The organism is Novosphingobium umbonatum, assembly GCF_004005905.1.
Classification (GTDB): Bacteria; Pseudomonadota; Alphaproteobacteria; order Sphingomonadales; family Sphingomonadaceae; genus Novosphingobium; species Novosphingobium umbonatum.
On sequence record NZ_SACO01000021.1, the window covers coordinates 1 to 21646 of the forward strand.

Below are 21646 nucleotides of genomic sequence, written 5' to 3' on the forward strand. Positions count from 1 at the left end.
CCCAGGACCTATTCCGTCACCTGGAAAACGCGCCACCGGTAATTTGCCACCGGCAGCGCTCGGGCCGCCGTTCTCGCCGGTTTGAGGTTGGCCAATGCCACAGGTGCTTATGCATTTGTGGCATTGGCCGCCTGCAGCCTCGAGTTTTGATCGGCCGCTACATGCGGCCAAGAAGCACGCGCAACCAGCGCATGCTGCCACGGGCTGGCCCAGCTGCGCAGGCCCAATTCCCTTTGAGATCTGAGATGACCGCTTTGGAGGAGGGGAAAAGACTTCTCCGCCTGCAGGCGGTCCGCGTTGCCAATAAGGCAGCATGTCCACTGACAACAGGATAAAACCATGACCAAGTTCCTTGTATATGATGCCGAATATAGCCGTGATGTGGCGGGCCATGCGCTTTACCAGCAGGCCGAGCGTTATGAGCCCACCCATGGGCTGAAGCTGCCGGCCAAAGACCCGCTCGTCTCCCCGCGCTGGCCCTTCCGGACTGTTGCGGCCATTGCCTGGCTCGAGATTGAAGTGGCTGATGACGGGCAGATCTTCCTCGGCCAACTTGGCGCCGTCTGTGGTCCGGAGTTGACCGAAGCACAAATGCTCCAGCGCTTCTTCAAGACCGTCGATCAACTTCCGGCCCATGCCATGCTGGTGGGCTGGGGAACGGGCAGCTCGGATGATATCCAGATCCGGCTTGCGGCGACCCGCTGCGGCGTTCGTTTGCCCCAGCGGATGATCGTGCCCTTGCAGCCCGGCAAGCGCTATGCTGCTGGCCAGCTTGATCTCATGGTGCATGTTGGCGGCGATGGCGCGCGGGTGCACCTCGCTGAATATTGCGCGGCGTTACGCATTCCGGCCAAAGTGGTGGCCGCACCGACTGCTGTCAGCGGCCTTATTGCCAGCGGCAATTGGAGTCTGGTTCAGGCGGTGTGTGAAGGCGATGTTCTCTCGACGGCGGCTGTTCTGCTGTATCAATTGCCCTGCCATTTTGATGACGCCCGTTCGCTGGGCGCATTGCTCAGTCTGGCGCGTCTGGGGGCTTCGAGAATGGACCGGCCTTACGCCGGTGCCTTTACCGCCTGGCAGGCTGAACTTGTCCGCAGGGAGAGTGGGCGGGTGGTGGAGGCGTTGGCAGCGATCCACGGTTGAGGTGAGGGTCGGCAATATACTCAGGTCTTGCCAGTCAAGTCTGAGTCTTGCCGACCTCTTTGCTCTACAGTCTCTTGTCAAAGCTGGCGGCTATCCGTGTCGGCGTGATCTTTATGGTCGTACCGCGTACCGCAACTATGGCAGTTTGCCGCCATGGTGGCAATGTTCCGCAGTGCCTGCCCGGAGCTAAAATAGGCGAGGAAATCGGACGGCTGAAAAATGCTTACCCGACCGCATCAGTGGCAGTTGACAATCGCGAAGTTTATGGTGCTCGCAAGATCTGGCACGCTCTTTTGCGCGAAGGATGCAAAGTGGCGCGCTGCACCGTCAAGCGTTTGATGCGGGAAATGGGGTTGAAAGGGGGTTATCCGAGGCAAACGGGCCATCACCACTAATCCCGATACGTCGCGCCCGTGCCCTGACGATAAGGTGAACCGACAGTTCCGAGCCCAGGCGCCCAACCAGCTCTGGGTGTCTGATTTCACATAGGTCCAGACCTAGGCTGGAACAGTCTATGTAGCCTTTATCATTGATGTTTTTGTTCGTCGGATAGTTGGATGGAAAGTGTCAACATCCATGACAACCCAGTTTGTACTCGACGCTCTCGAGCAAGCTATCTGGCAGAGAAAGCCTCAAAAGCACAAAGGCCTCATCCATCACTCGGACGGTGGTTCGCAATATTTGTCCATCAAGTGTACCGAGCGTTTGGCCGCAGCGGACATCGACGCCTTAGTCGGCACGGTTGGTGACAGTTATCTGTCCCGGAGATGTCAAAAATCTGGACTAGGCGCACGGTGAGATCCGATGGAGCACATTGTGAGCTGGCTGCGTGATATAGATCGCTGGTTTATCGCGCAGGTGTTGCCGCATGCTGCGGCCTATCGTGCAAGGGCCGCCTATTTTTGCGGGGCGGAAGAGGCCGAAGATTTGGTTCAGGAAGCCTATGCCCGCGTCCTGAAAACGCCTGACTATCGCACGATCAGCACTCCGCGTGCCTTTGTCCTGACCATTGTCCATCATCTGGCGCTGGAGAGGTTGCGGCGGGCCCGCGTGGTCAGGATCGAAGCGTTGGCCTGCCTCGATGCGTTGGATATGCCCGATCCGTCGCCCGATGCCTTTGCCGTAGCCGCCGGACGCAGCGAGTTGCAGCATTGGCTGGTCATGATCGACAGTTTGCCGCCACAATGTGCGCGCGTGATGCGTATGCGCAAGGTGCAGGGCCTGTCTCCCGCCGCCATTGCCGAGGAACTTTCAATATCCATCTCGACGGTGGAAAAGCATATTGCTAAAGGCCTGGCCCTCATCACCATCGGACGGCGCGAGCATGAGGCCCGGTTGGAGGAAGCTTGTCGACCAGAGTCACGCCCCCGCAATATCACGCGCAATTGACCGGGACCGCCGCCGACTGGCTGTCGCGGTTGGACGCGGGCACAGCGGATGTGGTGGCCTTTGAGGCATGGCGCGATGCCGATGCGCGTCACGCTGCCGCTTTTGCCGAAGTGGCCGCTACTTGGCGCGATCTCGACGGGCTGCGGTTGATGCCGACAGATGCCCCGATGATCGATCCGGCACTCGGCACTATGCCCCGAAGGCAGATATTGCGTGCGGCTATGGGAGCGGCTGTGGCGGCAGCTTTGGGCGGTGGTTTTGCCTATCGCGCTTATGCGCGGGACCATGCGGTAACCGGTGTCGGTGAACATCTGGCGGTATCGCCTGCGCCGGGCCTGTCGATAGACCTCAACACTGATAGCCGGATTTCATGGCGCATGAGCGCGCCGCAACAGCTTTGTCTGGAACAGGGCGAGATCGCCATTGCCAGCAAGGGCGGATGTGAATTGGCGGTAAATGGCGAGAGTTTCAGGCTTGCAGCCGGCCATTATAATGCGCGATTGCGCGGGGATAGCTGCGAGCTGGCGGTTTTTTCCGGAGGGATCAGCAACGGGGCAGGCCTGCATTTGGTCGCCGGAGAAATGGCGCTGATGGCAGGGGCGCGCGTCACTTTGCGCACCAGCGACAAGGCCGAACTTGGCCGGGTGACGGCCTGGCGCCATGATACGCTGGTGCTGAATGGCGAGAGCCTTGATTACGCGCTGGGAGAGATTAACCGTTATTTGAAGGACAAGATCGTGATTGGCGATCCCGCGCTGGCACGCATCAGGCTGGGCGGTACATTCGGCACGCGCAATCCGGCAGAATTTCTGCAGGCTTTGCAGGATTCTTTTGGCGTCCGCGCCACCACCGGGGCCAATGGCGGTATTATCCTGACGCGCGGCTAGATTTTTTCAAAACCGACTAGCGGTTTTTGCCGCGCCATCCATCCCTGCATCGAGTTCCACGTTCGACTGGGGATTACCGCATGTTTCGCTTTTTGACGACGACCGCCATCGTGGCGGCCGCGCTGCCTTCGGCTGCCTATGCGCAGGAACAGGCCGCGCGTATTTCGTTTGACATCAGGGCTTCCGATACAGCCAGTGCGCTTAACCAGTTCGCGCAACAGGCCGGTGTGCATGTTATTTTCCCTTATGATGCCGTGGCCGGCCATCGTTCCTCCGCCTTGTGCGGCAGCTTTACGCGCGGCGAGGCCTTGCGCCGTTTGATTGCCGGTCATGGTCTGGTGATCGTGCAGGAAAGCGCCACGATGATCTCGCTCAAAGTAGCGCCCGAAGATGGCGATCCGTCGGCCTCGGTCAAGCCGGTTGCCGAAATCGTGGTGTTGGGGCAGGGGCAATCACGTCAGGTGCAGACGGTGTCGACCAAGGCGATGGCCAAGGTGACGGGCGGCACTTCCCCTTTGCGCTCACTGTCGCGCCTGCCGGGGGTGAATTTTGATTCTTCTGACGCCCACGGGACCTACGAAGCGGCCACCCAATTGTCGATCCGTGGCTTTCTGACCGATCAGATGGGTTACACGCTGGACGGCGTTCCCTTGGGTAATATGCAGTATCGCAACAACAATGGCCTGTCGATCAACCGCGCCTTGTTGAGCGAAAACAATGGCGCGGCCACCCTTTCGCAGGGAAGCGGGGCCTTGGGCACCGCATCGACCAGCAATATTGGCGGAACGGTGGACTTCACCTCGATCAACACCACCGACGGCTTTGGCATCGATTTTGAACAAAGCTATGGCAGCGCGAACAGCTGGCGCAGCTTTGCCCGTATCAACAGTGGTGAACTGCCGTGGCGGGGCAAGTTGGCCGTGTCCTACGCCCATGATCGTCAGGGCAAATGGAAAGGCTGGGGCGAGCAGGTTCAGGACCAGATCAATATCAAATATGTGCAGCCCTTGGGCGCCACGGTCAAATCGACCACCTATTTGAACCTGATCGATCGGCGCGAGGATGACTATAATGACACCTCGCTCGCTCGTTTGAAAACTTATGGCTGGGACTTTGACAATATCCCTACCTTTGCCATGGCTGAACAACTGGCGCGCATCACGCAGAATGGTGGCACGGCTCCCGCGCCTTATCAGGCCGCCGATCATACCGTCTATCAGGGCGGCGGCGTGCGCCGTGACCTTTTGGGCTATGAAAAGCTGGAATATAGGCTCTCTCCGCGTTTAAGCGGGCATAGCACAGTCTATCTGCATATGGACAAGGGCATTGGCACTTGGGCCGATCCCTATGATCCCACGCCTGCTGCCTATGGCGGATCGCCGGTTTCAGTCTCGGCGATGCGTTATGACATCAACCGCAAAGGGGCTATTTCACGCCTTAAATTCAACGCTGGCCGTCATGTTGTCGAGGGTGGCATCTGGTATGAACACAATGATTTCAACCAGGGCTCCTATCTTTACGGCCTGCAGGCGGGCGTGACGCCTACCCGGTTCCAGCAATTTTACACCAACCCGTTCAAAACCAATTTCTACAACCAATATTCCACCCAAACCATCCAGTTTGATATCAGCGACAATTGGCAGGCGACGGATAATCTGCGTCTGAACGCCGGTTTCAAGGGCGTTTCGTCTACCAATAAAGCCCATAGCGTTATCAGCACCAAGCCGATTGATGGCTCGATCAAGGCCCGGAACTGGTTTCTGCCCACCGCTGGCCTGCTTTACACGCTGGATGGTAATAGTGAGTTCTTTGCCGATTATACCCGCAACATGGCGGCTTTTGTCGCCTCCACCTCCAGCGGGCCGTTTTCCAGCAGTTCGCAGGCGGGTTTCAACTATATTCGCGGCGATCTGAAGCCGGAAATGACCAACACTTTCGAGGCTGGCTATCGTTTCCATAATGCCGACTTGCAACTGTCGCTGACCGGTTATTATGTGAAGTTCACCAATCGCTTGCTGGCGTCTTCCATCAGTGCGGTGATTGTGGGCAACCAGAATGTGTTGCAGAATGTGGGCAGCGTCTCGTCGCGCGGTATTGAGGCGGCGGCCAACTGGCGCTTTGCACCCCATTGGTCGGTCTATGGCAGCTGGGCCTATAATGACGCCACCTATGACGATGATGTGCAGCCTTTAGGCGGTTCACGGGTCGCGACTAAGGGCAAACAGGTGGTAGCCTCGCCGCGCAATGTGGGTAGTCTCGAGCTGGGCTATGACAATTCGGCGCTGTGGGCCACATTGTCCGGCCACTACCGGTCAAAGCGCTATTACAGCTATCTCAATGACTCCGAATTGCCGGGGGCAGCCAATTTTGACCTGTCAGCAGGCTATCGCTTCAACCGGCATATCGAGCTTCAGGTTAATGTGATGAACCTGATGAATGCGCATTATATCGCCTCGACCGGCACGGCAGGTTTTGTCACCTCCGATCCGAAGGGGACCTATACCACGCTGCAAACCGCCGCGCCGCGTCAGGTGTTTGCCACGATCAAGCTGCATTATTGATCCAGACGAGGGAGGGCTGAAAGGCCCTCCCTTTGCTCACTATTGCGAGGTGTACCATGCTACGTCGCCATTTGCTTAAACTTGCCGCAACGGCGCCATGGCTGCGGGCAGGAGGGGCGTTGGCATCCCCCGATCTGGCCGACTTCACCTTTGCCTTTATGAGTGATTGCCACATCCGACCCGAACTGGGCGCGAACAAGGCCTGCGCAACTTGTTTCGAGCAGATCTCGGCTTCGGCCTGTGACTTTGTCATTCAGGGCGGTGATCATATCGAGGATGCTCTGGAAACCGGACGCGAACGCGCCACAATGTTGATGGATCTATATCAGCAGGTGGAGCGCAAGCATTTGCGCAAAAAGGTCTATCACGTGCTGGGCAACCATGATTGCCTTGGCGTATTCGCCAACAGTGGGATCGCCCCTTCCGTGCCCGATTATGGAAAGGCATTTTACACCCTGCGCTTTGGTCCACGCTATTATGCCTTTGATCACAAGGGGGTGCATTTCGTAGTGCTGGACAGCGTAGGCCTGACTGATGATCGCAATTATGAAGGGCGGGTTGATGCCGAGCAACTCGACTGGCTGCGCATGGATCTGGCCGCGCAGCCCAAAGCCACGCGTGTCATTGTGGTGACCCATATCCCTCTGATAACGGCCATGCAGTGTTATGAGCCCGAAAGCTGGCTCAACACCCCGCATAATTGGACCTATGTGACCAATGCGCGCGAGGTGTTGCGCATTCTGACCGAACATAATGTCTTGGCCGTGCTGCAAGGTCATAGCCATGTTTATGAAAGGATCGAACTGAACGGCATTTCCTTCATCACCACCGGCGCGGTGGCCGGTGCCGATTGGCGTGGGTCTTTCCTGAGCACGCCGGAAGGCTACACGGAAATCGCCGTCAAAGGCCAGCAGGTCTTGTCCCGCTATCGATCATATGGGCATATCAGTCCGGATCGGCAGGATGTGCCGATTTGAGGTAGCCTGATTTTGGCGGCAGTTTAAGATCAGCAAATTTCCGGCACATACATGTCTTCGGGAATGGGATGGCGGATGTAGTCGGGATTGCGCACCCGCGGCGGCAGGACCACCGGCGGCTTGGCAACTTCGCCAAAGGGCACTTGGGCCAGCAAATGGGCGATGCAGTTCAGGCGGGCGCGGCGCTTGTCATCGGCGCGTACCACCCACCATGGCGCTTCGGGAATATGGGTTTCCTCCAGCATGGCTTCCTTGGCACGCGTGTAATCTTCCCAGCGGCGGCGGCTTTCCACATCCATGGGGGAGAGCTTCCATTGCTTCAGCGGATCGTGGATGCGCATATTGAAACGGAATTGCTGCTCTGCATCGGTGATCGAGAACCAGTATTTCAGCAGGATGATCCCCGATCGCACCAGCATCCGTTCAAATTCGGGTACGGAGCGGAAGAATTCCTCCACCTCATCTTCGCTGCAAAAGCCCATGACGCGTTCGACACCCGCCCGATTATACCAGGAACGGTCAAACAGCACAATTTCGCCAGCGGCGGGCAAATGGGGCACATAGCGTTGGAAATACCACTGGCTGCGTTCGCGCTCCGACGGCGCGGGCAAGGCCACCACGCGCGCCACACGCGGGTTCAGCCTTTGCGTGATGCGTTTGATCACCCCGCCTTTGCCCGCCGCATCGCGCCCTTCAAACAGCACGACCACTTTCAGCTTCTGATCAACCACCCAATCCTGCAGGCGGATCAATTCATGCTGGAGGCGGAACAATTCACGGAAATAGCTACGCCGGTCAAGATGGTTGGCGTGGCGTAGCGCGGCTTCCTCAAGCTCTTCGTCATCGCCCAGCAATTCCAGCAGGCTTTCCGAGAGTTCCGATTCCAGTTCCTCGTCAAAACTGTCCTCGATTTCCTGCTGCAAACGTGAGGCTGAACTGGCGTCAATCGGCGACATGAAGGGCCTTTGGGCTGGGCGGCCGAGAATTCACGGAATCGACGGAGCCGCCATTGAGAATGAATGCTTCTGCCTAGACACATGATGCGTGACATTTTCGTGATAGGGCTTTCCTACCATGCCTTTTGAAAGGACAAGCGCAGGCTGCGTCCGGCTAGCGCGCGCCCTATGGCATAGGTCTGCACTGGCATGGCATTGCCCGCAATCGCATCGCCTTGCATCACGGCTATAGTGTTGGCTAGATTGTCGATTTCCAGACTTATCTGCCCGTAACGCGGCAGCGTCCAGCCCGTGCGAAGAGTGACGAGCAGCGCGGGGGGCAGCCGTAAAACATTGGCATCATCGGCAAAGCGCCGCCCCATATAGGTGATGGAAGGTTGGACATACCACGCCTGCCTCCCTCCGAAATCCAGCCCGCTATGCAGCATCAGATCGGGAATGCGCTGGGGCACATGGCCTGAATAATCCTGCGCAGCGCCTGAAGCGTCTTTAAAGCGATATTCGGCAAGGCGTGATTGTTGCCATGTCAGGGCGCTGCGCCATTGGGCCCATGGGCGCAGGGCAAGGCTGGTTTCCAGTTCCAGCCCGATGGTATGGGAACCGGCCTGTCGCGGGATCAGGGTGATGGCGCCTGTGCCAGCGTCCACTACGCTGCTCGATACATCCAGTCCGGTAAAGCGGTTGGCAAAGCCGGTAAGGCTGATCCTGCCGCGACTGTCTTGTGCCACCAGACCGGCTTCGCCTTCGATCACGCCCAGCAGATGGGCGGCGGCGGGCTGCGAGCTGGTGCGATAGGCGCCGACCGAGGGCAGCACATGGCCCGCGCTGGCTCTGACAAACAGGCCGATGCTGTCCGGCGCAATCTGCCGATGAACGGCCAGTGTGGCATTGGTGGCGGCAAAGCTGGCGGCATAGGCGGCGCTTTGTCCGCTATCCACTTGCAGGTTGCGGTTGGCCATTATGGTGGCGGTGGAGCCATCTATGCTGCGCGGCAGGCCGACAATGCCATGCAGCGCTTCGGCCTCCTGACGGATACCAGCCTCGATGCGCCATTGCGGGGCGATCTGCCATTCATCCGTGGCATAGAGCGCCACGCTGGCCGTGCGGCCCACTGTCTGCTCCCATGTCGAGGCGCGCGACAGATAGCCGCCATCGGTCAGGCTGCCCAAACTGTTGCCCGCACCATCCAGCGCCAGCGCCTCCACCAGCAAGCCTTGTGAGCGTGCCTCCACCAAAGCCCGCGCCACGATACGTTGATAGCGCCAGCGATTGACCACCAGATGCAGTCCGCCTGCCAGATTATGCGGGCCAAGGCGGGCCTGATGCTCGATTTGGCCCAGCATCTCGTCCAGTTGCACGGTTGCGCTGGCGGGTTGCACCACCTCGACCAAAGCCTTGCGGTCCAAGATCCGCCCATCGCTGCGGCGTAGAATGGCCGTCGAAGCAGGAAAGGCCAATTGCAGTGCCGCGCCTTGGCTGGCCAGAAATTCCTCTGCGGTGGTGGGGGCGCCGCTGGACAGGATCGCGTTGCGCTCTGTGTCCGATCGGCGCAGGCGCAACCGCGCGGTCCAGTCATGCTGCACCCATGCGGCGGATAAGTCGAACACGCGGTTGCGGTTGTTGCGCCCGACTTGGCGGGTGACGGTGCCGTTTGCGGTTGCAAAACGCACAAGGCTGAAATCCGGCCCGAACCATGAACCGCGTCTTGGGTCAAATCCGGCCAGCGCCGACCATTGGCCATCGCGCAACGCCATCGGGAAGGACGAGGTGTTGAGGCTGGCATCATCCTGATAACGAGCGGTCAGGGTCAGCCTGCCATCGGGCAGGTCGCGCTCGGCGCGTAGCCGGATCTGGCCGCCGCCCAAGGTCTGGTTGATCTGGCGCTGGGTGGGGTCGCGGGCGATATAGCCGCCCGCCATCGTCTGCCATTCCCCCAGAGGGCCGCCAAGCCATGCATCCATCCGCGCCAGCCCATAGGAAGTGGCGGTGATCCTTGCCTCGCCAGACCTGTGATCGGGGGGGCGTCGCAGGTGCAGGTTCAAAATCCCGCCCGGCGCGTTGGAGGCCAGCACGCTGGAGGGGCCTCCTCGAACATAATCCACGCTTTCCAGCATGATGTCGGGTCGCATGAATTGATCAATGTCGGTCCATGGCAGGCTGGAGTGCTGGATGGGCAGGCCATCCTCCTGCACGGCCATTGCGCTATAGCCATCCATCGGAATGCCGCGCAGGCGGGCGATATTGGCGCTGGTGCCCGCGCTGGTATCGATCCACAGGCCGGGAAAATTTTGCAGCAATTCGGCCATGCTCAGGGCCGGACGACGGCTGATGTCTTCGGGCGAAAGGCGGGAGAGGGAGAAGGCGCGTTCGGAGGCCAGCATGATGCCTGCGCCTTGCCGTCCGGTCACCAATATATCGGCGGGGGCAAGGGTTGGCGGGGCAGGCGGGGTGGGAGGACGCAGCGGACGCGGCTTTGCCAAAGGCCTGACCACCACGCCCATCGGCGTCAGGCGGCAATCCAGCCCCGCCGCAGGGCAGATCCGTGCCAGAGCTTTGCGCAGGGGGAGGCCTCTGGGCAGGCCCTTTCGCCGGATGCTGGTGACGGGGCGGTCTGGCAGGGCAATGGCTATGCCGCTGGCCGCTGCTGCCCCCTGCAACTGGGTAAGCGGCGGGCCTGCCGGCACAGGGTTTTGCAAAACAGGTTCCGCCCCGCCAGCAGCCGCCAGACTGGCCAGCAGCGCCCATATAGGCATTAGCGCTCCAACCGCCAGCCTGCGCCTTGGGCCTGAACATGCCAGCCATGGGCCAGCGCGATCAGGCGCAGGCTGGCCAGCGGATCGGCGCTGCTATAGCGGCCATGGATGGGCTTGTCGGCCAGTTCTGGGGCTAGCGACAAGGGGACATCCGCGCGGCGTTGCAGGCGGACGATTAGTTGCGCCAAAGGCTCACCATCGGCCACCAGCCAGGCTGTGTCCGAGGCCGACGCAGGATCGGCGTGAAAATGCAAAGCGTGCAAAGCCTTGCCTGTATCCAGCGTGAGCCCTTCGCCCGCTTTGACAAAGATAGGCTGGCTATGGCCTTCCACCGTCACGCGCACACGGCCCTGCTCTACCCTTAGGCTGGTGCCCATGTTGCCGGTGTCGACGGAAAAGACGGTGCCTATGGCGGTCACCGCCATCGCGCCGCCCTGCACTGTAAAGGGCCGCTCTGGCGCATGGGCGACATCAAACAGCGCCCGCCCCGAGGCGAGGTGAAGTTGGCGAGCCGAGGGCGAAAGGGTGACGTCGAGCGTGCTGGCGGGGTCCATTTGCACCAGCGAGCCATCGGCCAGACGGGAGCTGGTCACCTGTCCCTGCGCAGTGACCAGATGGAGCGGTACTGTCGCAGGTGGCCGCGCCCCATGCCATACGCCAAGGCCGATGGCCAATGCGCCCAATGCCGCCACCATCGGCAGCCAGCGGCGGCGCGGGGCCTGTGCTTCAGCTTGATCATTGGCGGGGAAGGGGGGCAGATGCGCCAAAGCCTGCGCCACTGCCGGATCGTCCATCACCTGCGCCACACGTCTGGCCGCGATCAAATGGGCAGGGCTTTGCGCGGCCCAAGCCAAGAAAGCGGCGCGCTGGGCACGGTCCCATTGGTCGGCATCCTCCAGCCGGTCTGCGGCTTCGTCAAACAGATCTTGCCCGCTCATTCGGAATCCTCCAAAGCGCGGGCGAGTTGGGCCATGGCACGGGTGATGTGCTTCTTCACCGCTTCAGGTTGTAGGCCCATCGCTTGGGCGATTTCCTCGCGGCTTTGCCCTTCCAGACGGCGGCGGCGGAACACTTCACGGCGCAGTGGGGGCATGGTTTCCAGCGCGGCGGTGACAATCGCCAGACGCTGACGCTGTTGCATCTGTTCATCGGGCAAGGGGGCGTGGCAGGCAAGCAGCTCCGCCCCATCGTCATGGTCCTCGCTGCCGCTTTGGCGTGCGTGATCGGCCATCAGATTGCGGGCAATGCGCAAGGCGTAATGATCGGGCTGATGCAAATGGGTTTCCCCGGCGCGGCGCAGGGTTCGGGCCAGACTTTCCTGCACAATATCCTCGGCATCGGCCTTGTTGGGCATATGTTTGTGCACATAGCGGCGCAGGCCGTGCATGGCTTGAGTCAGCCGTTCCAGCAACAAGGCGGTGTTGCCGGTGCTTTCCAGATTTGCGCTGCTTGCCATGGCGATGCGCGCTATCGGGCGACTGTTGCAATCGTGTGAAACGGGGGCGGAGTTTGCGCTCCGCCCCGCCATGGTATTTACATCGAAATGCGGGCACCCAGCATGAAGGAGCGGCCGCTCTTCAGATAGGTGTACACGCGGTTGGAATTATCCGCCACATTGCCCACATATTGGGAATCGGCAGCATTGGTCAGATTGACCGCGTCCAGCGTGACGGCGGCCTGCGGCGTGATATTATAGCGCAGCGAGGCGTCGATCTGCGTGCGCGGATTATACCCGCCTACGTCATTGGCATTGGCCGCGGGCAAATCGGTCAGATAGCGCCCATGGTAATTCACCGAGACGCGCGCATCGAATTTGGCATCGGTGTAATACAGGGTCGCATTGGCCGAATGGCGCGTCAATTGCGGCAGAGTGGCGACAAAAGCCTTGCCCGTGGTGGCGTTGGTATAGGTGGCCGTGCCATCGGCATAGGTGTAATTGGCCAGAATGCCGGTGTTTTTCAACAGGCCGGGCAGGAAATCAAAACCGATATTGGCCGACATTTCCACGCCCTTCACCTTGGCCTGTTGGCCATTGGCATACCATTGGCGGGTGAAGACATCGCTGGCCGAATTGCTGGTGGTGGCCACGTTCAACAGGCTGAGCGGTAGGCCGGTCGAGGCATAGGTGGGATAGTCATAGCTGCTGATAATCAGGCTTTCGATATGTTTGTAGAAAGGCGTGATGGCCAGCAGGCTGCGGGCGGAAAGGTAATATTCGGCCGAAAGTCCCAGCGAATTGGCGCGGAAGGGTTTGAGATTGGGGTTGCCCTGACGGATGATCTTGTTGTTGGCATCGACCGAGCCCGACACCATCAAAGAGCCCAAAGTAGGGCGCGAGATGTTGCGATCAGCGGCCAGACGCAGCTGGAAATTGTCCGACAGGCCCCAGACTGCGTTGAGCGAGGGCATGAAGTCATTGTAGCTGCTGCCCTGTGATACCCACAGCCCGCCAATATAGCCCTGCGAGGTGATGGCCGTATGCATGAAGCGCAGGCCCAGATTGCCGCGCAGATCATGGCCCAGCAGGCTGCCGCGGTAGTCGCCTTCGACATAGCCGCCCGACACCTGCTCGATGATCCGCGCCGTGCTGGCCTGATCCATGTTCAGCCCATAGCTATTGCCATTCATGCTGGAACGCAGACTGTTGAGATCGGGCGCTGCCCATGTCGTGGGCAGGCCGGTTACCCCCAAACCTTCCCCGAAATTATAGGGCATGGTCGTCAGCGCCACCGAAGGCGAGCTGTTGGCCACGCCGCTGGTGACATCCAGCGTGTAATAGCGCTGGTTCAACATCTGGCGGGTGTAGATGCCGCCCGCATGCAGCTTGATCTGTGGGCTCACATCATAGTGGAAGTTCAGCTTGGCATTGATATTGTTGCGCAAGATCCGCTGGTTTTGCAGGCGGAGCAAGTTGAAAATATAGCTATTGGGATTGGTGATGTCGAAACCATAGGTCAGCACCGGCAGGTTGGGGTTCTGGCTGAAATCAAAGCTGACCGTTGAACCGCTGGTGGTGTGGCTGCTGTCGCCGCGAGTGAAATAGGCCTCGGTGCGCTGGTTGTCATATTGCGACATTTGATAACCGGCGAGCGCGTCCATCGTCAGGCGGCTCGACAGGCGCGCCTTCATGTTCAAGACGCCCTGATAGTAATCATTGCGCGATTCATAGCGGCCCGTGTCCGAACGCACCCAGACATTGCCGAAGGTGCCGCTGGTGATTTGATTGCCGGTGACGCCCAGCGCGGAAACGGTGGTGCGTCCCAAGGCGCCGGAATTGTTCCACGAATTGCTGTCGAGGTGATATTCGTCACGCGTGCCGCGCAGGCGCCCATAGAGCAGGTCGAGGTCGAATTGCAGATCGCTGCTGGGGTGATATTGGAAGGCGGCGGTGACACCCAGACGCTTTTGCTGGATGGCATAGAGGTCATAACGCAGATAGCGCGGGAAATAGAGCGCATTGGCCGAGGCTGCGCCAGCATTCAGGCGCGAGGTGATCGAGGAATCGATGGTGGAAGACACATTGGCCAAATTCCATCCGCCGGTTGCCCAGCGCACGGTGGAGAAGCCCTTTTCCACTACATTGCGCTGCGAATAGGCCACCGAGACCAGCGCGCCCAGCGTGCCTTCGCTGTTGCGCCAGCTGGCCAATCCGGCCACGCGCGGGGCGACATCCTTGGCAAAGCTGTTGTAGAAACCTTGGCCGGACAGGGCAAAGCGCGGCTTGGCATAATCGAGCGGGCGGGCGGTATGCAGGTCGATCGTGCCGCCGATGCCGCCTTCTTCCACGCTGGCTTCGGCCGATTTGCGCACATCGATGCGGGTGAACAATTCGGACGCAAACAGGTTGAAGTCAAACGAACGCGAATTGCTGGTGCCGCCGCGTGCGTCAATCGAGCCGCCGGTGGAAATGGCGGTCATGCCTGCCACGCGCACCAGCGTGTAATCGGGCGTAAAGCCGCGCAAGGAGACTTGACGCCCTTCGCCGCCGGCATCGCGGGTGATGGCCACGCCGGGCACGCGGGCGATGGATTCGGCCAGATTGGTGTCGGGGAAAGAGGCAATATCGCTGGCCAGAATGGAATCGAGCGAGACCGAGGCGCGGCGTTTCAGATCAATGGCATTTTTGACCGACTGGGCGAAACCGCGGACCACGATGGCGGAAGCATCCCCTGCATCTTGCGGGGCGGCTTCATCGGCGGCACGCGCCAAGGCGGGCGTCAGGCCCAAAGTGACGGCTAGCGCCAAGCGGGAGGCGCGGGTGGAATAGCGGGAGAAGGACATTTGGATAGACCCCTTGCGTGGTAGGATAACGCAAGGAAGACTGGTGACTTGGTCCGAAGGGGACATGGTAATTCAGAAATAAATTTCTTCACATTCGGGATTTTTGTCATATTTTTTCAATATATCCCGGCGGAGCTCTGTTGTTAGTTTTTGTCGATGATTCATATTGGCCCAATTTACGTGATTGCGTGCTAAAAATAGAAGTTATTGATGCATGCCAAGGCGGTTTTTCTTGGTTCGCTCGTCCATGCTCCTGCGTGGGTCCTCTGTTTCGGGCCTGCGGATGACAGGAGGGAAGTCTTGCTTTATTCAAATCGCTATCGCTGGCTGGCTAGCGCTGCATGTCTGGGTTTCATTGCCAATTTGAGTCTAGCCACACAGGCGCAGGCTGAAACTGTCGCTGAGGCCGACAATGCTCAGCCCATTGTGGTGGCCGCGAAGCGCGCCGATGCCGCAGCGTTGGAATTTCGCTCGATCGTCCCGGTCTCGGCGCTGTCGGAAGAAGACCTGCAACGCACTGCCGTGCATAATGTGGCCGAAGCCTTGGGGCTGATGCCTTCGGTCAATGTCATGAACACCGGTTCGTCCTTCTTTGGCGGCATTGATGGCGCGGCACGTGGTGAAGGGCGCTTTGTCTCGATCCGTGGCTTGAACTCGGAATATAACGTCAATCTGATCAATGGCATCAACGTGGCGCAGGGCATGCCCTATAGCCGTCAGGTGCAACTCAGCCTGCTGCCGCCTTCGGGGCTGAACACGATTGTGTTGACCAAGGTTTCCACCGCAGCGATGGATGGCGATGCAATTGGTGGAACGGTTGATTTTCGCACCCCCACCGCCTTTGACTATGCCAAGCCTTTCCGCATGAGCCTGACCGCTTCCGGCCGTTTGGAAACCCGCGCACGCGATTATGGCGATAGCGGGCTGGGCGGTGGCCTTGCGGGCGAGATCACCAAGCGTTTCGGCGCGGATGGCAATTTTGGCCTCTATCTGTCGGGCTATTATGACGAACGCCATTTTGCCAATAGCGAGATGGCCGGTGTGATGGCCGCACAGAATGATGGTGGATGGGCCTATTCGGTTGCCAGCAGCAGCAGCGGCTCGGCCCCGGCCGCCGGTTTGGACCCGCAAAAGACGATCACTCAAACGGGCATCAATGTGGGCGTTTCCAACGGCTATACCACGCGTTGGGGCGGCAATGGCTCGCTTGACTGGCGCCCGGATGCCGATACGCAGGTCTATTTGCGCGGTAGCTATGCCTCGTCCAAGACCGAGCAGAATTCGACGTTGAGCCAGTTTGTTTCCTCCAGCAAGTCATGGACCGAAACGGTGGCGGGCACGGGCCGCTACAATTTGTCGGTCAACCAGATTTCCAACCGCGTCTGGTATGAAACCAATCCCGAAAAAGCGATGCTGGCGACCGCTGCGCTGGGACTGGATAAAAAGTTCGGCGCGTGGCGTGTAGCGCCGCAGGTCTTTTTCAGCGAAGGGCATAATGATCGCCCCAACCACATTGAATTGTCGGCCCGAAACAACCAGTCGGACAATTACAATTCCGGCACCACCCAGCCTCTGGGCGGCACCTCGATCACCTATGTCGACAATCTGCCCCAGCCTTTGATGACCAGCGCGATCTATAACCAACTCAACAATGCCAACACCGCTTTGCTGGCGCGTCGCTCGGGCCAGTTGACGGAGCAGTTCAGCGGCCAGACCAAATATGGCGCCAAAATCGATCTGGCGCGCGATTTTGAAGGCTCGGTGCTGGAGCAGATCCGCTTTGGCGCGAAATATTCGATTTCACACCGCATGGTCACCAATCGTGACTGGACCAATGCCCATATCTCGAATTCGTTGGGCTATGGCGGGTCGACTTGGGCTTCGCTCGGCATCGCTACCGATTACTATGCCCAAGTGTTTCCCGGCGTCTACACCTGGTCTGTGCCCAAGGTGAACCACCAGCGCGTGGTAGAGCTGTTCAATCAATTCAAGACCTCGGCCAGCTTTGACACCTGTACCAACAATGATCTGGACAATTACAATTGCAACACGCTGAGCGGTAGCGAAGCGGTCAGCGCAGCTTATGCCAGCGCCACTTTGCGCTTTGGCGATCTGGAAGTGGAGCCGGGCCTGCGTTTTGAACATACGGCCATCCGCAACACCTATTGGCTGCGTAGCACCAATCTGACCACCGCGCCCAGCAATTGGGCCAGCAACCACACCGAATATAACGAGCTTCTGCCCAGCCTGATCATGGCCTATCGTCCGGCGGGCAGTGCCGTCTATCGCGCCAGCTTCTTCCAGTCCTATACCCGTCCCGCCATGGTGCAATTGGGCGGTGGTGCGACTGTGGCCAAGGGCGACACCACCACCACCATCACATCGGGCAACCCTAATCTCTTGCCAATCCGCGCCACCAATCTGGATGTGTCGGGCGATTGGAAACTGGGCCGTGATGGGCAAGTGATGCTGGGCGGTTTCTACAAGCATCTGCGCCATTATATGTATGACAATGGCAGCGGCTATATCAACGCGGCCAACCTGCCCGATACCAACACGATCTATCGCATGCCTTTGAATGGCGGTTCGGGCGATGTTTACGGTCTGGAAGCGCAATTGCGTGAAAAGTTCACCGGCCTGCCGCAATGGTTCGGCACGCTTGGGGTCAATTTGTCGGCGACGCATCAATGGACCAAGGTGGATATTGGTGGCGGCGTGACCAAGCGGATACAGAACGCTCCTAACTGGTTGGCCCGCGCCCAGATGTTCTGGGAAAAGGGTCCGGCCAGCATCGATCTGACGTTCAAATATACCGGCGAATATGTCTCGACCTATAATGCTCTGGGGCAAAGCGGCGGTTGGGATGATCTCTATGTCCGCCCGATCAAGATGGTCGATCTGCATGCGGGCTATCGCCTGCGTGAAGGCCTTCGGGCAGATGTTTCGGTGGCCAATCTGCTGGGCGCCTATTCCTATTGGTCGCATGTTGGCAAAGAAACGCTGGCCATTTCGGATGTGGTGGATTCGGGACGCACCGTGCTGTTGACGGTGAAGTGGTCCATGTAAGCACGATATGGTGAGCTAATGGGAAAGCGGCAGGCGAACGCGCTTTGCCGCTTTCTTTTTCGGAGCAAGCGTAAAACCTCCCCCGCCACAAAACGGGGGAGGCTGGAGGGATTAGAAAGTCAGATCGAGGCGACCATAAATATTGGCGCCATTGGTGTCATAGGGCGCGTTGCGGGAATAGACGATCCCGCGCGAGGCTTGATAGGTGGCCTTGGCCGGATAGGTGTCCAGCAGGTTCTCTGCGCCCAGCTTCATTTGAACACGATCATTCAGGCGGAAGGCCAGCGACGCGTCAAAGAAAGTGATGCCGCCAAAGCGCTGGAAGATATCGCCCGCGGCATTGCCCGAGGAATCGGTCCATGGGCCATAGTAACGTGCCCGCGTATTCAGCTGCCAACGGCCCAGCTTATAGCCCAGATTGATCACCGCATTTTGCTTGGGGATGCGCTGTTCAAACAGGATGCGGGTGGTGGCGCTGGCCGAGACACTGCCGGTTTCGGCCTTGGTCTCGATGAACGACAGGGCGAGGCTGGCGTTGAGATCGCCCGGCCCCATGCGGTCGAGATAGGCTAGATTGAAATCCACGCCGCGTGTGCGGGTGGAATAGTCATTGGTGAAGAAGGAGATCGAAGTGTAGTCAGCCGCCTGCGCTAGGCCTGCCGCCACCAGTTGCGTCTTGAGTGCAGAGGTCAGCGTGTAGTTCGAGGAAAGCGAGAACCGGTTGTCCACATTGATCTGGAACGCATCGAGTGATCCGGACAGGGCGCGCCCCGCCTTCCAGACCACGCCGCCACGCATGGTTTTGGACGTTTCTGGCGTCAAGGCTTTGGCGCCGAAATAGCGGGCAACCGCATTGTCCGTCCCCAACCGACCGGTAGTGTAAAGCAGCAGGGTGGTGGTGTCCAAGCCTTGTGTAGTGCTGGTGGAATAGAGTTGGGCAGGCGTGGGGGCTTTAAAGCCGGTGGCAAAGGATCCGCGCAGGGCAAAGCTGGAGGTCAGTTCCAGTCGGCTTGCCAGCTTATAGGTGAAATTATTGCCGAAGCTGTCAAAATGCTCGTCGCGCATTGCGGCTTCCACGGTCCAGGTCGGCGCTAGCTTGGCCTCGATGTCCAGATAGCCCGCATAGGATTTCTGGGACCAAGAACCAGCTTGATTGGGCGCAAAGCCTGGGAAGCCATTGGCCCCGCCCGCCAGACCATAGGCTGCGCCAGCGCCCACGGCATAGGACGCATATTCACCGGCACGAATGCGGAAAGTTTCTACGCGGCGTTCGGCGCCAAAGGCAATGTTGACGGGCTCTGGCAGCACATCTGTATTCCAGCGATAGACCGCATCGGCGGTTAGGTTGAATTCCTGCTGCACATTACGGCCAAGGTGAAAGCTGGTCGGGCTGTTGGGGCCAAGCGAGGCGTTGATGGAGTGATTGAGGTAGAAATTGGTGGCATTGCTGCCATAGCTTGCGGCCAGATCCCAGTTCAGCGCTTTGCCCTTGCCACCGCGCAGACCTGCCACGCTTTGCACATCGCGTGCCTTGATGCCTTCGCTGGGGGTAAAGCCGTTGGGATAGATTTGTGACGCATTCCAACCGGGGAAGGCGGCCACTGTCTTGTAGACCGAGGTTTGCGTCGAAGGGTTGCGCCAGTTGATATCGGCCCAGCCATGACTTTGGCCAGCGGTGGCAAAGCTATAGGCTTCGATCGTTTCACTCACAGGCAGAGCAGCATCCACCGCGAATTTGAGCGCGCCGACAGAAGGGTTGCCCCAGCGCTGAACCGGATTGTTGACGGCGATGCCGGTGCTGTTGGTGAACGTGATGGCATCGGGACGCTGTGCGCTGCGCGAGGTAGCACCGGTGCGGGTAAATTCTGCGGTTAGCGCCAGATGGCCGCCATTGCCCGCCACATAGCCATAATGCAGGCCGCCCTGACCCTGGACGCCGTCGCCTGCGGTGTAGCTCGAGCCTTGTGCGTAGGCAGAAAAACCGGCCTTTTTATCGAGTATGACGTTGATGACACCGGCAATCGCGTCAGATCCATATTGCGCCGATGCGCCATCGCGCAGCACTTCCAATTTGCCAATCGCGAAATTGGGGATCTGCGCCAGATCCACCGCCTGCGTGCCGCCGCTGTTCAGGAAGGCCGAGCGATGGAACCTTTTGCCATTGAGCATGACCAGAGTTTTGTCGCCGTCCAAACCGTTCATCGTGGCAGGGCGAATAAATTCCGGCCCATCCGAGGCGGGCAGGCGGCGCACCGCAAAGCCGGGCACCAGACTGGTCAGCGTCTCGTCCAGACGGCTCGTGACGGTCGAGCGGGTCTGTTCGCGGCTAAAGCTGTCCACTGGCGAAAGCGCGGTGAAAGTGGTCTGTGCGCGGTCGCGGGTGCCGGTTACCACAATGTCGCTGTCGGCCTGCGAAACGGGCGGATTGCGGTTCTCGCTTTTGCCCAGGATGATGGTCTTGCCGTCATCCTTGCGTAGGGCCAGCGGGCTGCCCGCCAGCAATTTGGACAAAGCCTGTTGGCGGCTCATGCGTCCTGCAACGGGGGGACTGCGCAAGCCGGCGATGTCTTGTGCGGGGAAAAAGATTTGCACGCCGGCCTGACGCGAGAAAAGCGTGAGCGCATCGGCCAAAGGTTGGGAGGGGATGGCGAACTGGCTGGTGCTTTGTGCCCATGCGGCGGGAGTGTGAATGGTGGCGGCGGCCAATGCAATAGCGGTTAGAGGCCGGTGGTAAAACTTGGCAGACATGAAACCCCCTCGTGGCAAAAATGGATGGAACTTGTCTGCAAGGACGAGAGAGCCGTGATCTTTCCGCCAAGTTGCGCGAAAAATATCGTGCTGGAGGATGGCAGGGCCGAGGTGCAGGAATTTGTCGCCTGCATGACATATTCGCCACCTAGGAGGAGCGCGACTGCCGCCGGAGATAGCCATGCGCCCCGCTTTGCGAGCCATAGATCAGTGGTTTATCGACGAGATATTACCGCATGAAGCCAGCTTTTTGACGCAGGCGCGCCGTTTATGCGGGTCGGCGGAAGAGGCGCAGGATCTGGTACAGGATGCCTATGTAAAGCTGTTTGGTCTTGATGGATGGGCCGCGATTGACCATCCGCAGGCCTATATGCGGCGCGTGCTGGTGCATATGGCGATTGAAAGAATGCGCCGTGCCAAGGTGGTTGCCTTTCAGCAATTGCAGGAGATCGAGCACAGTCGATTGGCCGATGATGCGCCCGATGCTTTTGCTGTGGCGGCGGGGCGCAGCCGTTTGGCCCATCTGGCGCAATCTGTGGCCCGCCTGCCTGAACGTTGTCGTGAAGTCTTCGTGCGCCGTCGTCTCGAAGAGCAATCTCCGACCCAGATCGCGCGGGAATTGGGGCTTAGTCTTTCGACGTTGGAGAAGCGTCTGGCGCGGGCCTATGTTCTGCTGGCTCAGGACGGGTGGGGCGTTGGCAGAGGATATTCCGAGGAGAATGGCCCTGCTGTACCCTTGGAAACCGGGTCGCAGCCAGTTTCGTCAGTCTCTGAAAAGCTGGCTTGACCGGCTCTGTCATATCTCCGTAAAATATTTTAGCCAGCGCTTGGCGGAAGCTCTGTTCCTGATCGTCTGGTACGGTAGCCGCAATGCTTGCCCACATT

Annotated in this window: 13 protein-coding genes and 1 pseudogene; 8 read left to right on the forward strand and 6 right to left on the reverse strand. The window is 59.3% G+C overall.

Annotated features, from left to right (window positions below):
• The first annotated feature begins 339 nt into the window (after positions 1 to 339).
• The 6 genes and pseudogenes from EOE18_RS17170 to EOE18_RS17200 all read left to right on the forward strand — a co-directional run bounded on the left by EOE18_RS17170 (position 340) and on the right by EOE18_RS17200 (position 6957).
• Positions 340 to 1143 carry a 3'-5' exonuclease family protein gene (locus EOE18_RS17170; protein WP_127711807.1) on the forward strand — a complete coding sequence of 268 codons (804 nt, stop codon included), beginning with the start codon at positions 340 to 342 and terminating at the stop codon, positions 1141 to 1143.
• 251 nt (positions 1144 to 1394) lie between these two features.
• Positions 1395 to 1899: pseudogene (locus tag EOE18_RS18875) on the forward strand (IS3 family transposase); the annotation flags it as partial.
• A 60-nt stretch (positions 1900 to 1959) separates the two neighbouring features.
• Complete coding sequence (locus EOE18_RS17185) at positions 1960 to 2532, forward strand: RNA polymerase sigma factor (protein ID WP_127711811.1); 573 nt, start codon at positions 1960 to 1962, stop codon at positions 2530 to 2532.
• On the forward strand, positions 2490 to 3419 hold the full coding sequence (locus EOE18_RS17190) for a FecR family protein (RefSeq protein ID WP_127711813.1): 930 nt from the start codon (positions 2490 to 2492) through the stop codon (positions 3417 to 3419). The genes EOE18_RS17185 and EOE18_RS17190 overlap by 43 nt, the downstream gene beginning before the upstream one ends.
• An 80-nt stretch (positions 3420 to 3499) precedes the next feature.
• Complete coding sequence (locus tag EOE18_RS17195; RefSeq protein ID WP_127711815.1) at positions 3500 to 5980, forward strand: TonB-dependent receptor; 2481 nt, start codon at positions 3500 to 3502, stop codon at positions 5978 to 5980.
• Positions 5981 to 6099: 119 nt separating this feature from the next.
• Positions 6100 to 6957, forward strand: coding sequence for a metallophosphoesterase family protein (locus EOE18_RS17200; RefSeq protein ID WP_246027524.1), 858 nt, complete (start codon positions 6100 to 6102; stop codon positions 6955 to 6957).
• 29 nt (positions 6958 to 6986) lie between these two features.
• Here the strand turns inward: EOE18_RS17200 and ppk2 are convergent, their stop codons facing one another.
• From ppk2 to EOE18_RS17225, 5 genes are all read right to left on the reverse strand, one after another.
• Positions 6987 to 7913: a polyphosphate kinase 2 gene (ppk2, locus tag EOE18_RS17205; RefSeq protein ID WP_127711819.1), complete on the reverse strand. Its 927-nt coding sequence runs from the start codon at positions 7911 to 7913 to the stop codon at positions 6987 to 6989.
• Positions 7914 to 8026: 113 nt separating this feature from the next.
• The gene (locus tag EOE18_RS17210; RefSeq protein ID WP_127711821.1) at positions 8027 to 10666 is read right to left on the reverse strand and encodes a TonB-dependent receptor; all 2640 of its coding nucleotides are present in this window, start codon (positions 10664 to 10666) and stop codon (positions 8027 to 8029) included.
• Positions 10666 to 11604 (reverse strand): FecR family protein, encoded by a 939-nt coding sequence (locus EOE18_RS17215; protein WP_127711823.1) that lies wholly within the window; start codon positions 11602 to 11604, stop codon positions 10666 to 10668. Before EOE18_RS17215 ends, EOE18_RS17210 begins: the two co-directional genes overlap by 1 nt.
• On the reverse strand, positions 11601 to 12122 hold the full coding sequence (locus tag EOE18_RS17220; protein ID WP_164852806.1) for an RNA polymerase sigma factor: 522 nt from the start codon (positions 12120 to 12122) through the stop codon (positions 11601 to 11603). The genes EOE18_RS17215 and EOE18_RS17220 overlap by 4 nt, the downstream gene beginning before the upstream one ends.
• Positions 12123 to 12199: 77 nt before the next feature.
• The gene (locus EOE18_RS17225; protein ID WP_164852807.1) at positions 12200 to 14947 is read right to left on the reverse strand and encodes a TonB-dependent receptor; all 2748 of its coding nucleotides are present in this window, start codon (positions 14945 to 14947) and stop codon (positions 12200 to 12202) included.
• Between the two features lie 300 nt (positions 14948 to 15247).
• Between EOE18_RS17225 and EOE18_RS17230 the strand changes: the two genes are divergently transcribed.
• Positions 15248 to 18013 carry a TonB-dependent receptor gene (locus EOE18_RS17230; protein ID WP_246027525.1) on the forward strand — a complete coding sequence of 922 codons (2766 nt, stop codon included), beginning with the start codon at positions 15248 to 15250 and terminating at the stop codon, positions 18011 to 18013.
• Positions 18014 to 18124: 111 nt separating this feature from the next.
• Here EOE18_RS17230 and EOE18_RS17235 read toward each other — a convergent pair whose 3' ends face one another.
• A complete protein-coding gene (locus EOE18_RS17235; RefSeq protein ID WP_220446038.1) occupies positions 18125 to 20761 on the reverse strand; it encodes a TonB-dependent receptor in 2637 nt (878 codons plus the stop codon).
• A gap of 181 nt (positions 20762 to 20942) precedes the next feature.
• Here EOE18_RS17235 and EOE18_RS17240 point away from each other — a divergent pair, with 181 nt between their 5' ends.
• Positions 20943 to 21548: an RNA polymerase sigma factor gene (locus EOE18_RS17240; protein WP_127711831.1), complete on the forward strand. Its 606-nt coding sequence runs from the start codon at positions 20943 to 20945 to the stop codon at positions 21546 to 21548.
• Positions 21549 to 21646 lie beyond the last annotated feature (98 nt).

Excerpts from the sequence above, each read along its gene's own strand:
- EOE18_RS17170 (WP_127711807.1), top strand. The coding sequence starts at position 340 with ATGACCAAGTTCCTTGTATATGATGCCGAATATAGCCGTGATGTGGCG.
- EOE18_RS17195 (WP_127711815.1), top strand. The coding sequence starts at position 3,500 with ATGTTTCGCTTTTTGACGACGACCGCCATCGTGGCGGCCGCGCTGCCT.
- ppk2 (WP_127711819.1), bottom strand. The coding sequence starts at position 7,913 with ATGTCGCCGATTGACGCCAGTTCAGCCTCACGTTTGCAGCAGGAAATC.
- EOE18_RS17210 (WP_127711821.1), bottom strand. The coding sequence starts at position 10,666 with ATGCCTATATGGGCGCTGCTGGCCAGTCTGGCGGCTGCTGGCGGGGCG.
- EOE18_RS17215 (WP_127711823.1), bottom strand. The coding sequence starts at position 11,604 with ATGAGCGGGCAAGATCTGTTTGACGAAGCCGCAGACCGGCTGGAGGAT.
- EOE18_RS17220 (WP_164852806.1), bottom strand. The coding sequence starts at position 12,122 with ATGGCAAGCAGCGCAAATCTGGAAAGCACCGGCAACACCGCCTTGTTG.
- EOE18_RS17225 (WP_164852807.1), bottom strand. The coding sequence starts at position 14,947 with ATGTCCTTCTCCCGCTATTCCACCCGCGCCTCCCGCTTGGCGCTAGCC.
- EOE18_RS17235 (WP_220446038.1), bottom strand. The coding sequence starts at position 20,761 with ATGTCTGCCAAGTTTTACCACCGGCCTCTAACCGCTATTGCATTGGCC.
- EOE18_RS17240 (WP_127711831.1), top strand. The coding sequence starts at position 20,943 with ATGCGCCCCGCTTTGCGAGCCATAGATCAGTGGTTTATCGACGAGATA.